This window comes from Bradyrhizobium sp. Gha, from assembly GCF_900113735.1.
In the GTDB taxonomy this organism is placed as follows: domain Bacteria; phylum Pseudomonadota; class Alphaproteobacteria; order Rhizobiales; family Xanthobacteraceae; genus Bradyrhizobium.
In genome coordinates this window covers 90,497-103,151 of sequence record NZ_FOQM01000012.1, presented here as the reverse complement: position 1 = coordinate 103,151, position 12,655 = coordinate 90,497, and the positions used below count along the sequence as shown (strand labels likewise).

General features: G+C 65.3%; 11 protein-coding genes. 2 read left to right on the top strand and 9 right to left on the bottom strand.

Annotation, left to right across the window (positions count from 1 at the left end):
• Window positions 1-8: 8 nt before the first annotated feature.
• The 4 genes from BM222_RS17035 to BM222_RS17020 form a co-directional block, all read right to left on the bottom strand.
• Window positions 9-1,220, bottom strand: coding sequence for a molybdopterin molybdotransferase MoeA (locus tag BM222_RS17035; RefSeq protein WP_092229491.1), 1,212 nt, complete (start codon window positions 1,218-1,220; stop codon window positions 9-11).
• Between the two features lie 217 nt (window positions 1,221-1,437).
• A complete protein-coding gene (locus tag BM222_RS17030; RefSeq protein WP_092229489.1) occupies window positions 1,438-1,626 on the bottom strand; it encodes a hypothetical protein in 189 nt (62 codons plus the stop codon).
• Between the two features lie 148 nt (window positions 1,627-1,774).
• Window positions 1,775-2,419, bottom strand: a complete 645-nt coding sequence (locus BM222_RS17025) for an HAD family hydrolase (protein ID WP_177243273.1) — start codon at window positions 2,417-2,419, stop codon at window positions 1,775-1,777.
• Window positions 2,419-3,546 (bottom strand): alpha-hydroxy acid oxidase, encoded by a 1,128-nt coding sequence (locus tag BM222_RS17020; protein WP_092229487.1) that lies wholly within the window; start codon window positions 3,544-3,546, stop codon window positions 2,419-2,421. The genes BM222_RS17025 and BM222_RS17020 overlap by 1 nt, the downstream gene beginning before the upstream one ends.
• Before the next feature lie 308 nt (window positions 3,547-3,854).
• Between BM222_RS17020 and BM222_RS17015 the strand changes: the two genes are divergently transcribed.
• The gene (locus BM222_RS17015) at window positions 3,855-5,198 is read left to right on the top strand and encodes a S41 family peptidase (RefSeq protein ID WP_092229485.1); all 1,344 of its coding nucleotides are present in this window, start codon (window positions 3,855-3,857) and stop codon (window positions 5,196-5,198) included.
• Between the two features lie 97 nt (window positions 5,199-5,295).
• On the opposite strand, the gene BM222_RS17010 is transcribed toward BM222_RS17015, so the two are convergent.
• Entirely contained in the window at window positions 5,296-8,025 is a 2,730-nt protein-coding gene (locus tag BM222_RS17010; RefSeq protein WP_177243272.1) for a bifunctional diguanylate cyclase/phosphodiesterase, read from the bottom strand.
• Between the two features lie 156 nt (window positions 8,026-8,181).
• On the opposite strand from BM222_RS17010, the gene BM222_RS41140 reads away from it, so the two are divergent.
• Window positions 8,182-8,337: a hypothetical protein gene (locus tag BM222_RS41140; protein ID WP_177243271.1), complete on the top strand. Its 156-nt coding sequence runs from the start codon at window positions 8,182-8,184 to the stop codon at window positions 8,335-8,337.
• 8 nt (window positions 8,338-8,345) lie between these two features.
• On the opposite strand, the gene moaC is transcribed toward BM222_RS41140, so the two are convergent.
• Genes moaC through BM222_RS16990 form a run of 4 tightly spaced genes read right to left on the bottom strand, consistent with a single transcriptional unit; the run spans window position 8,346 to window position 12,626 of the window.
• Entirely contained in the window at window positions 8,346-8,867 is a 522-nt protein-coding gene (moaC, locus tag BM222_RS17005) for a cyclic pyranopterin monophosphate synthase MoaC (protein ID WP_092229481.1), read from the bottom strand.
• Between the two features lies 1 nt (window position 8,868).
• On the bottom strand, window positions 8,869-9,690 hold the full coding sequence (trpC, locus tag BM222_RS17000; protein WP_092229479.1) for an indole-3-glycerol phosphate synthase TrpC: 822 nt from the start codon (window positions 9,688-9,690) through the stop codon (window positions 8,869-8,871).
• A gap of 7 nt (window positions 9,691-9,697) precedes the next feature.
• A complete protein-coding gene (gene trpD, locus BM222_RS16995) occupies window positions 9,698-10,711 on the bottom strand; it encodes an anthranilate phosphoribosyltransferase (protein ID WP_092229612.1) in 1,014 nt (337 codons plus the stop codon).
• 13 nt (window positions 10,712-10,724) lie between these two features.
• Window positions 10,725-12,626, bottom strand: a complete 1,902-nt coding sequence (locus BM222_RS16990; protein WP_092229477.1) for a SurA N-terminal domain-containing protein — start codon at window positions 12,624-12,626, stop codon at window positions 10,725-10,727.
• Between the last annotated feature and the right edge of the window lie 29 nt (window positions 12,627-12,655).

Here is a 12,655-nt window from a genome sequence, read left to right as displayed (position 1 = left end):
CGAAGCGGTCAGATGGGCAGTCGCAGCACCTCGCAAGCGCTGCCGGCTTCGGCCTTCGGCGCGAACGGTGCGCGTACCAGAAGTGCCTGTGCCGCAGCGAGATTCGCAAGCAATGAGGAGTCCTGATGATCGACGGGAACGGCGACCAGCGTGCCGTCGTCACGCTCTGCCAGCCGCGCACGCAGATAATCTTCGCGCTGATCGTTGGCGCCGACATCGCGGCCGAGCACGGCGCGCTCGCGGCGATGATGAACCACCGAACGCCCCGACAGCGCGCGAATCAGTGGCACCAGAAACAGGAAAGCGCAAACGTAGGACGATACGGGATTGCCGGGCAGGCCGATCACGCGCATCGATCCGAGCTGCCCGTTCATCATGGGCTTGCCCGGTCGCATCGCGATCTTCCAGAACGCCATCGAGATACCTTCGTCCCTCAGTGCCTGTTGCACCAGATCGTGGTCGCCCACCGAGGCGCCCCCGGTCGTGATCAGGACGTCGGCGCCGCTCTCGCGCGCGCGGCGGATGCCCGATGTGGTGGCGGCAAGCGTGTCGGCCGCGACCCCGAGGTCGATGGTGTCAGCACCTTCGCTGCGAGCCAGTGCATGAAGGGCATAGCCATTGGAATAGACGATCTGGCCGTGGCCGGGCGTCGAGCCCGGCATCACCAGCTCATCGCCGGTGGCGAGGATCGCGACCGTCGGGCGGCGGCAGACCGCGAGCTGCGGATGGTTCATCCCGGCGGCGAGCGCGAGGTCGCGCTCCGTGAGCCGCGTGCCCCTGCGCAGGAGCACATCGCCCTCGCGGAAGTCGATGCCGGCCGGGCGGATGTGTCGTCCGGCGATGGCGGCTTCCTTGATCGTGATGCACCCGCCGTCGGCGATTGTGTCCTCCTGGATCACGACGGCATCCGCGTTCTCGGGAACGACGCCACCGGTGAAGATCCGCACGGCTTCGCCGGCGCCGACCGTTCCGGCAAACGGCCGGCCGGCTGCGACTTCGCCGATGACGGTGAGCCGTGTGTCGACCTTGGCGGCATCGGCCGCACGCACGGCATAGCCATCCATCGCCGACATCGCCTCAGGCGGCTGCGTCCGCCGCGCCGCGACGTCGCGCGCAAGCACGCGATGAAAGGCCCGATCGAGCGCAACTGTTTCCTCAGCCAGCGGCTCCGCTCCCGCGAGCACGGCGGCAAGCGCATCGGATACCGGCATGAGGGCCACGGTGAAAACTCCAGCTACGCCCGTTCGGGCAAATCAGCGGCGAGAGTTCTAGCCGAGCGGGAGGGTCGAGGCAAAGCAGCCCCTCAGGATGATTTATCCCGCCTCAGGAGCCGTGGGACGAAGCGGGACGTCAAATCGGCCGGGGCATCGTCAGGAGAGCGACCCATACCGGCACAACAGCGGCCACGGCAAAGACAAGAGCCATGGCCAGCATCGGTCAGGTCCCCGGCGGCTCGCTCGGACTGACATCAGGCGCTTTGGGATCCTTGTCGGGGATGGGATCGGCCTGCGCCTTCAGGTCGGCGGCCTTGCTGATCAGTTTTGCGGAGAGATCAGAATTCGAGGTGGTCCTGGCGTATTTCATCAGCAGGGAGGCCTGCTTGGTGAGGTAGGTTTTGCCCAACACGATTATAAGTCCGATGTAGAATTCCCAACGGATTGTAGAGTCGCGAGGGGGGCATTCCGCTCCCGGAACTCTGTATAAAAATGCACAGAGGGCTTTGGTTCCCGAGTTCCCGTGAAATTAGCTCCGGCATCAGGGCCAGCTTGCCGAGTCAGATCCCCAGCGCCTTCAGGGCATTTCCGACATCGGTCGTCGACGTCACATGCACAGCGGTCAGGCCGCGCGCCCGTGCACCTTCGACGTTCTCGGCGAGATCATCGAAGAACACGATGCGGTTCGCGGGCACTCCGATCGCGGCGACGACATGGTCGAAGGCCTCCGCATCGGGTTTGCGCAGGCCGATGCTGGAGGACAGGTACAGCTCGCGGAAATGGCCGAGCAGGTCGGCATATTCCTTCGAAAAATAGTCCACATGGGGGCGGTTGGTGTTGGAGAAGGCATAGACCGGCATCTGCTTCGCCGCACGCGCCAGCAGCTCCGCGATGTCAGGCATCTCGCCGGCGAAGATCGCGTTCCATCCTTCGAGGAACTGCGCGTCCGAGATGCCGATGCCGAGCGATGCGCGCAGCGAGGCAAAATAGTCCTCGTCGCTGATCTTGCCGACCTCGTGCAGCCGGTAGGCCTCGCTGTCGCGCATATAGCGCGCGACGATGGCTTCTGGCTCGCAGTCGGCATGTCGCGCCCAGCAGGTGATCGCCTTGGAGAAATCGATGTCGAGCACGACGCGTCCGAGATCGAATAGAAGCGCATCGGCGCTACCAGGTGAGAGCGAGGTCACTTGCGTCCTTTCCACCATCAGTATCGGTAGGGTTCGTGGTCAAACAACGGGAATGCGCTGAACACGCTCGGCGCGTTGGTTGCGGTGGCCGGGTGCAGACAGGATTTGTCGACCTCGGCGAAGGAGGTGGCGCCCAGGAGACCGAGGCAGCGCAGCACCTCGTCCTCGAGCAGCTCGAGCATCCGCGACACACCGGTCTCGCCGGCCGCAGCCAGTGCCCAGCATTGCAGCCGGCCGATGCCGACCAGGTCTGCGCCCGCCGCGATCGCCTTGACGATGTCGGTGCCGCGGCAGATGCCGCCATCGACCATGATCTTGGCGCGGCCCTTCACCGCTTCGACGATCTCGGGCAGCACATGCATGGCACCGCGGCCGTGATCGAGCTGACGGCCGCCATGGTTGGAGACGTAAATCCACTCGACGCCGTGATCGACCGCGATCTGGGCGTCCTCGGCAGTGGCGATGCCCTTGAGGATCAGCGGTATCCGGAACTTGTCCTTGACCATTTTCACGGTCCGCCATTCCAGGCCCTTCTGGTAGTCGCCGCCGGTGGCGCGCAGGCGGCTCTCGCGAACGTAGCGCTTGGCGATGTCACGCTCACGACGGCTGTAATGGGCGGTGTCGACGGTCAGGCAGAAGGCGGCATATCTGGCCTTCTCGGCGCGGCTGACGACATCGGCCACGAACGCGTCATCGCCGCGAACATAGAGCTGGTACATGCGCAACGCGTCGGGGGCGGCTTCGGCGGTCTTTTCGAGGCCGGGTTCGGAAACCGAGCTCAGCATATGCGCGGCGCCGAAACTGCCGGCCGCGCGGGCAACGCTGGCGGCTGCATGCGGATCGAAGATTTCCAGCGCGCCGACAGGCGCAAGCACGACGGGCAGGCGCATCTTGCGGCCGAACTGCTCGACCGAGCCATCGACCATGCGCACGTCACGCAGCACTCGCGGGCGAAAAGCGATCTCGTCCAGCGCCATCCGGTTGCGACGCATGGTGGTCTCGGTCTCGGCCGCGCCGACAATGTAGTCCCAGGCGTTCTGGTTCAGGTTGGAGCGCGCCTTCCGGATGAATTCGTGCAGGTTCTGGAATGGCTCGTTACTGGCGCCGAGTTCGACATTCCGTTCCGGCCGGGGCGCGTCGTTCATTTGTTATCCTCCCGAGAATTTGAAGTCTTACGCCATCGCCTATCCCGTTCGGGCTTCCAAAACCATCCTAAACTCGCATAGCTGCGAAGCGTCGCCGGCCGACCGATTCCCGCTGTCCGGGAGGGCTGGTCTCCGAACGTTGCCAAATGTTTAGGTTCGGGCGAAGGGATTTTCATCGCGTGCCCGCCGGCGCGGCGGGCCGGCCTTGAAGAAACCAGAATGATATTGTGAGAACCGGGCTGGATCGCCATTTGGATGGCGGCTGCCAAGCCTCAAAAGAACCGCTAAGCGAAAAGGCCACCCATTCCATGCGGAAAACCCTGCTGTTCCCCCTGGGCGCGCTCACCGGCGCATGCCTGACCCTCCTCGTATCCGGTCCGCAGGGCGGACTGTGGGCGGCACGGGCGGCGGTCGGCGCGGGCACGGATGACGCCTATTCCCAGCTCAACCTGTTCGGGGAGGTCTTTGAGCGGGTGAAGGCGAGCTATGTCGAGAAGCCCGACAACGCCAAGCTGATCGAAGGTGCGATCACGGGCATGGTGACCTCGCTCGATCCGCATTCGCGCTACATGAACGCCAAGGCCTGGACCGAGATGCAGGAGACCACTTCCGGTGAGTTCGGTGGCCTCGGCATCGAGGTGACGATGGAGGAGGGCCTGGTCAAGGTCGTCTCGCCGATCGACGACACGCCGGCCTCCAAGGCCGGCATCATGTCCGGCGACCTCATCAGCAAGATCGACGGCGAAAACGTGCAGGGCATGACGCTCGAGCAGGCCGTCAACCGGATGAAGGGTCCCGTCGACACCCAGACCAAGCTCACCATCGTGCGCAAGGGCGCCGACGCGCCGCTCGACGTCGCAATCAAGCGCGAGATCATCCATGTGCGCCCGGTGCGCTTCCACGTCGAGAACGGCGATATCGGCTACATCCGCGTCACCTCGTTCAACGAGCAGACCACCGACGGCCTGAAGAAGGCGATCGCGTCGATTTCCAGGGACGTGCCGCAGGACAAGCTCGTCGGCTATGTGATGGACCTGCGCAACAACCCGGGCGGCCTGCTCGACCAGGCGGTATCGGTGTCGAGCGCGTTCTTGCAGCGCGGCGAGGTCGTTTCGACCCGCGGCCGCAATCCGGAAGAGACCCAGCGTTTCACCGCGCAAGGCGGCGACCTCACCAAGGGCAAGCCGCTGGTCGTCCTGATCAACGGCGGCTCTGCTTCGGCCTCGGAGATCGTGTCCGGCGCGCTGCATGACCACAAGCGCGCGACGCTGATCGGCACGCGCTCGTTCGGCAAGGGCTCGGTGCAGACCATCATTCCGCTCGGTGCCGGCAACGGCGCGCTGGCACTGACCACGGCGCGCTATTACACGCCGTCCGGCCGCTCGATCCAGGCCCAGGGCATCGCGCCCGACATCGAGATCCTGCAGGACGTGCCGCCGGAGCTGAAGGGCCGCGTCGACACCATCGCGGAGTCCCAGATGCGCGGCCATCTGCAGGCCGCCGACGGCAAGGAGCAGACCGGATCGCAGTCCTATGTCCCACCGGAAGAGAAGGACGACAAGGCACTGCACGCGGCCTTCGACTTCCTGCACGGCGTCACCGTGAATGCGGCAGCCGCAAAGCCCGCGCCGAAGACGACGGTGCCGAACTAGGCTCCGCTGGTCATCGTGACCTTCGATATCGCCCGGGAGTGGATCACCGCTTCCGGGCAAATTCGTCTTGGTGAGCGAAGTCGTCTCTTGCGAAGCCCTAGCTGGCTTCGCGGCGCCGCGCTCCATTGCCGTCGCGCTGGGCGAGGCGGCTGCGATGGAGCGCAAACAGCTCCACGATCCTGTCGGCCGGTTTGGCGGCGCTGAACAAATAGCCCTGCATCTCGGTACAGCCGAGCGAGCGCAACAGCCGCCGCTGCTCCTCGGTCTCGACCCCTTCGGCGGTGGTTGCCATGCGGCGGGCGCTGGCGAGATTGACCACGGCCTGCACGATGCTGGCGGAGCCGTCGGGACCTGCGATGTCGCTGACGAAGCAGCGATCGATCTTGATCTTGTCGAACGGGAAGCGGTGGAGATAGCTCAGTGACGAATAGCCGGTGCCGAAATCGTCGAGCGCGATACGGACGCCGATGGCGCGGAGCTGATGCAGGATCGCAAGCGCGGTGTCGTCGTCGCGGATCAGCACGGCCTCGGTGATCTCGAGCTCGAGCCGGCTGGCCGGCAGATTGGACGCGGCCAGCGCCGCTATGATCTTCAGCGCCAGCGTGTCGCTCTTGAACTGCACCGGCGACACGTTGACGGCGAGGCGGATGTCGTCGGGCCAGGTGGCCGCGTCGCGGCAGGCGGTCGCCAGCACCCATTCGCCGATCTCGTTGATCAGTCCGGTGTCTTCCGCGATCGGGATGAACTCGGCAGGCGAAACCATGCCGCGCTCGGGATGGCGCCAGCGCACCAGGGCTTCGCAACCGGCGATGCGGTCGTCCTTGAGGCTGAGGCAGGGCTGGTAGTAGACGTCCAGGCCGCCTTCGAGCCCCCTTTGGGCGATGGCGTGGCGCAGGTCGATCTCGAGCTGGCGGCGCTCCCGCACCTTGGCATCCATCTCCGCCTCGAAGAAGCGGTAGGTGCGGCGCCCGGCGGATTTGGCTGCATACATCGCCATATCCGCGTTCTTCAGGATCTGGTCCAGCGCAGTGCCGTGGTCCGGCGCCAACGCGATGCCGATGCTGGCATCGGTGGTGAGGTGATGGCCCATGCAGTCGAACGGCGTGCGGATCGCGGCGAAGACCCGTGCGACGAGCTCGCTGACCTGGTCCTGCGAAGTGACGGCAGTCTGCACGATCCCAAATTCGTCGCCGCCGAGCCGCGCCACGAAATCGGTCGGGCCGGCGCAGGCGCGCAGGCTCTGCGCCATGGACTTCAACAGCTCGTCGCCGACGAGATGGCCGAGCGCGTCGTTGACGCCCTTGAATTCGTCGATGTCGATGTAGTGCACGGCGAGTTGTCCACCGTGAACGATGGCCGCCAGCTCGCCGCGCAGATGTTCGTGGAACATGGCGCGGTTCGGCAAGTCGGTCAGCGCGTCGTAGTGGGCGAGGTGGATGATGCGCTCCTCGGTACGGCGCCGCTCCGTGATGTCCTCATGGGTCGCGACCCAGCCGCCATCGTCGAGAGGCTCGTTGACGACCTGGATCGATCGACCATCGCTGGTCTCGACCACCATGGAATTGCGCACGTGGACGTCGCGCAGCACGCGTGCGACATACTGGTCCACATCGCCGGTCAAGGAGCCGGTAGCCTTCCGATGCATGATGATGTCGAGAAAGCTGCAGCCGGGTTTCACGACTGCGGGCGACAACCCGTACATCTCGATATAGCGCTGGTTGCAGACCACGAGCCGCTGCGAAGCGTCGAACAGCAGCAGGCCCTGGGTCATGTTGTTGACGGCGCGGTCGAGGCGCTGCTTCTCCAGCGTCAGCCGCTCCCGGGACAGGCGATGCTGCCACAGCAGCTTGCGGACGATCGCGATCAGCACGCCGGCAATTGCGAGCGCAGAGGCGGCGGCGACCGAGATCAGGATGCCGATCTGCTCGCGCCAGTCGGCGAGCGCGGCGGCGCGCGTGGTCGTCGCCATCACCAGGATAGGGAAATGGGGCAGGGCGCGCGACGACACCAGCCGGTCTTCGCCGTCGACCGGACTCGCGAAGCGGCCGGCAAAATGGTCGAGTGCGAAGATCCTCTGCTGCTCGAGCGAGCCCTTCCTGAAATTACGTCCCAACATTTCGCTGGAATGCGGGTAGCGGGCCAGCAAGGTGCCGTCCCGATGCAGCATCGAGATCGTCGCGCCCTCGCCCAGCACGACGGTCTCGAAGAAATTCTCGAAATTGGCCGGTTCGATGCCGCGCCCGATGAGGCCCATGAACTCGCCATCGGGTCCAACGATCTTGCGCACGATCAGGATCGTCCATTGGCCGGAGACCCGGCTGTAAAGCGGCGCGATCAGGACGTCGGGCGACGAAGGAGCGTATTTGAAGGTGCGAAAATAAGCGCGATCGGCAACATTCACGCGCGGGACCGGCCATGCCATCGACGAATTGATCAAGTTGCCGTCGGCGTCGATGACGTTGACCGCGCCCATGTAGGGCAAGGCCTCGATTTTTGAACGCAGCATCCGGTGGATGTCCTCGCCGGAGAGGCGCTTTCGATAGTCCTCTGGCCCGGCGATACCGCTGGCGCGGACGTGATCGACGAAATCCCGCTGGATGACTGCGAAATCCTGGAATTGCTGATCGAAATGGTGAGCGAGCAGCAGCGCGGTGTTTTCGAGCTCGCGGCCGGAGTTGCGCAGCGCGCGCTCGCGGAAATTCTGCGCCATCAGGACCGCGCCGACGGCGATCGCCGCGATCAGCAGCGTGCCGCCCACCACGAGCCAGCGGATCGGTCCCCCGCGCACGAAGGCCTGGTCGAGAAGGCGACTGCCGTATTTGGTCATCACATCGATCGTTGCCGTGCACACGCCAGGATCAGCTCATGATCCACGTAACATCCGTCGGTTTACGGGATCGACGTGGAGGCGACGTTAGGAAGCGCGGTTAATGCGACATGAACCGCAACGCGCAAATCCGATCGATATGCGGGGCGAGATGGCGTGCAGATTTTACCGGAGGTGGTCGCGATGACGGTCAATTCTTGCCGCTGGCAGCGACGTCAACCAGCGCTTAACCATCCAACCCTGCTCGATGCCGCGGGTTTTGCAAACGAGGTTCGCAACGGCGCAGGACAGGATCAGCACGTCGCCGAATGATCACGCGATCAGGCGCGGTAGTGGCCCGACTTGCCGCCCAGCTTCTCGATCAGATGGATGCCCTCGATGCGCACGCCGCGCTCGACCGCCTTGATCATGTCGTAGATGGTGAGGCAGGCGACCGAAACCGCCGTCAGCGCCTCCATCTCGACACCCGTCTGGCCCGTCACCTTGACGCTGGCGCGCACCACGCAGCCCGGCAGCTTTGCGTCGGGTTCAATCTCGACCGTGACCTTCGACAGGGCCAGCGGATGACAGAGCGGAATCAGCTCCGAAGTCCGCTTCGCCGCCATGATGCCGGCGATACGCGCGGTGCCGAGCACATCGCCCTTCTTGGCGTTGCCCGATATGATCAGGTCGAGCGTCGCTTTCGCCATGACGACGCGGCCTTGCGCGACGGCGAGCCGCTCGGTTGCCGCCTTGTCCGAGACGTCGACCATCCGCGCCTCGCCGGAGGCGCCGATATGGGTGAGGGCAGCGCTCGCCATTTCCGTGTTCGCAAGCTTTGATTTTGCAGGCCTGCGCGCCATGTCAGCGCGTGCCCGTGGCGTGGGCCTTGGTCTCGCGCGCAAGCAGCGTGCGGGTTGCCGCCGTGACATCGGCCTGCCGCATCAGGCTCTCGCCGACCAGGAAGGTCGACATGCCGACGCGCTCGAGCCGGGCAAGGTCCGCCGGCGTGAAGATGCCGCTCTCGCCGACCATCAAGCGGTCCTTCGGGATCAGCGGCGCCAGCGTCTCGCTGGTCGCCAGCGTGGTCTCGAAGGTGCGCAAATTGCGGTTGTTGACCCCGATCATCGGCGAGCGCAGCTTGAGCGCGCGGTCGAGCTCGGCGCGATCGTGGATTTCGATCAGCACGTCCATGCCATGGGCAATCGCGGCGTCTTCGAGGTCCTTGGCGATGGCGTCATCGAGCGCGGCCATGATGATGAGAATGCAATCGGCCCCGTGCGCGCGCGCCTCGGCGACCTGATAGGTGTCGAACAGAAAGTCTTTGCGCAGCACCGGCAGCGAAGTCGCTGCGCGCGCCGCGACCATGAAGTCGAGATGGCCCTGGAACGAGGGTGTGTCGGTCAGCACCGAGAGGCAAGCCGCTCCGCCTGCCTCATAGGCTCTGGCGAGATCGGGCGGATCGAAATCCTCGCGGATCAGCCCCTTGGACGGCGAGGCCTTCTTCACCTCGGCAATCAGCGCGTAGTCGCCATTGGCATGCTTGGTCCTGATGGCACGTACGAAGCCACGCACGGCTCCCTGCGCCTTGGCTTTCGCTTCGACGGCCGAGAGCGGCTGGGCGCGCTTGGCCGCCGCGATCTCCTCGCGCTTGTAGGCTTCGATCCTGGTCAGGATGTCGGACATGACAGGCTCAGCTGTTCGAGACCGCGATCAGATGCTTCAGCCGCGCGCTCGCAGCGCCGCTGTCGAGCGATTTCGCGCCCAGCGCGACGCCCTCCTTGAGGTCCCTGGCGCGGCCGGCGACGATGAGCGCGGCGCCGGCATTGAGGAGCGCGACGTCGCGATAGGGGCTGGGCTTGCCGTCGAGGACGCTTTGCAGTGCGACCGCATTGGCATCGGCATCACCGCCCTTGAGAGCGCCGGGCTCGCAGCGCGGCAGGCCGGCGTCTTCGGGCGAGACCTCGAAACTGGTGATCTCGCCCTTGTGGAGCGCGGAGACGAAGGTCGGGCCGGTGAGGGTGATCTCGTCCAGCCCGTCGGAGCCGTGCACGACCCAGGCGGATTCGGAGCCCAGGTTCTTCAGCACCTGCGCCAGCGGTTGCACCCATTGCCTGGAGAATACGCCGACCATCTGCCGCTTCACGCCGGCCGGGTTGGAGAGCGGTCCCAGCAGGTTGAAGATCGTGCGGGTGGCGAGCTCGACCCGGGTCGGGCCGACGTTCTTCATGGCGGGATGATGAGCGGGTGCGAACATGAAGCCGATGCCGCACTCGCTTACGCAGCGTCCGACCTGCTCGGGCTTGAGGTCGATCTTCACGCCGAGCGACGTCAGCACGTCCGCGGCGCCCGAGCGCGACGACAGCGCGCGGTTGCCGTGCTTGGCGACGGGCAGTCCGGTTCCCGAAACGATGAAGGCGGCACAGGTCGAGACATTGACCGAGCCGGAGCCGTCGCCGCCGGTGCCGACGATGTCGACAGCCTCCGCGGGCGCGTCGACCGTGAGCATCTTCGAGCGCATCGCCGTGACCGCGCCGGTGATCTCGTCCACGGTCTCGCCGCGGACCCTGAGCGCCATCAGCAGGCCGCCCATCTGCGAGGGCGTGGCCTCGCCGGACATCACGGCGTCGAAGGCGGAAGCGGCCTCGTCACGCGACAGGCTGGCGCCGGTCGCCACTTTTCCAATAATCGATTTCAGGTCGTCCATCGCGTGCTTCAACTCACTGCTGGTTCGCGCCGGTCACTTGCGCGAAGGCGGCCTGATTAATGCTGATCCCGATGTCGGCTTCAAGCTTGTTGACGTAGGAGGCAACCTGCTCGTCGCTCAGCGACTTGTCGATGCTCTCCTTCAGCTTCTTGACCTCGTCGGAGGCGGTATCGATCGGGGGATCGACGATGTCGGTGACGCGATAGACGATGACCTCGGTGCCGCCGGTCACGGGCGCCTGTCCGACGCCGTCCTTGGCGGTGCGGAAGGCGGCGGCCACGATGCTTGCGGGCACGCCGGCGGGCTGATCGTTGCGCTTGAAGCCGCTGGCGGTCTCGACCTTGGCGTTGATCGCAGCCGCCTCGTCGGCGAGCTTGCCGCCCTGTTCGAGCTTCTGCACCATCTCGGTCGCCTTGGTCTTGAGCTTTGCCGCGATCTGGTCCTGGCGCCAGCGCGCCTCGACCTGATCGCGAACCTCGTCGAGACTGCGGTCGCGCGACGGCGTGATGGCGAGCACGTCGTACCAGACATAGCCGCCCTTGTAGGCGATCGGGTCGTTGTCGACGCCGACGTCGCTGTTGAAGGCTTGCGAGACGACGTCGAGGCCCTGCGGGATGTCGGCGACCGGCTGCCCGTTCGGTGCGCGGCCGGAGCGGTCGACGGCATCGATGGTCACGGCGGTGAGCCCGAGCTTCTTTGCGGCATCGGCGACGCTGGTGCCGGCACCGCGTTCGTCCTCCATCTTGTCGCGGAGCTCGCCGACCTTGGTGCGCGCGCGCTCGGTCGCGATCTGGCGCTTCAGCTCGCCGGCAAATTTGGCGTAGTCGGCCTCGACGCCCGGCTCGATCTTGTTGACCTTGACGATCGAGACCCCAATGGGGCCCTGGATCGGCTGGCTGATTTCGCCAACAGGAAGCGCAAAGGCGGCATTGCCGACAGCGGGTTCGAGTGAGGACTTGGTCACGAGCCCGAGGTCGACATCGGAGGGACTGAGCCCGCGCTCCTTGCCGAGATCTTCGAAAGAGAGCCCGCCGACGAGGCGCTCGCGCGCGGCCTGTGCCTCCGCCGCGTTCGGAAACACGATCTGCTGGATCTGCCGCTTCTCCGGTGTGGAGAGCTGCTCCTTGCGCTGATCGAACAGCTTCTTCGCGTCCTCATCGGAGACGTCGCTCCACTTGGCGATCTCCTCCGGCGAGATCACGGCAAACACGATCTTGCGGTATTCGGGCGCCCGGAACTGGACCTTGTGATCCTCGAAATAGGCGGCGAGCGCCTCGGCCGAGGGCGCCTCGATGGTGCCGGCCTGCGCCGTGTCGAGCCTGACGAACTCGATCGAGCGCTGCTCGTTCTGGAAGCGGGTTGCCACTTCAAGCATGGTTTTCGGCGCCTCGAGACCGGCGCCGATCGTGCCGGTGATCTGCCGGCGCAGCGCCACCTTGCGCTGCTCGGCGACGTAACGCTGCTCGGTGTAGCCGAAATTGCGGATCAAGCCCTGGAAGCGGTTCGCATCGAACTTGCCGTCGACGCCCTTGAAGTTGGGATCGTTCATGATGAGCTGGCGGATCTGCTCGTCGGACTCGCCGAGCCCGAGCCGGCGGGCGTCTTCGTCCAGGGCGGCTTCCGCAATCGTTTGCTGCAGCACCTGGCGGTCAAGGCCGAACGCGCGCGCCTGGTCGGGCGTCAGCGGGCGGCCGAACTGGCGGCCGATCTGCTGGAGGCGGTCGGTGTAGATCTGGCGGAACTCGTTGAGCGAAATCTCGGTGTGCCCGACCTTGGCCACCGTGGACTGTCCGAAGCCCCGGAAAATGTCCGCAATGCCCCAAATGCCGAAGCTGATAATCAACACGCCCATCACGACGGCCATAATGGTCTTGCCGACCCAGTTTGATGAGGCCTTGCGCATTCCTCGAAGCATTTGGTCCAACTTGTTTGGCAGGAGGGGAA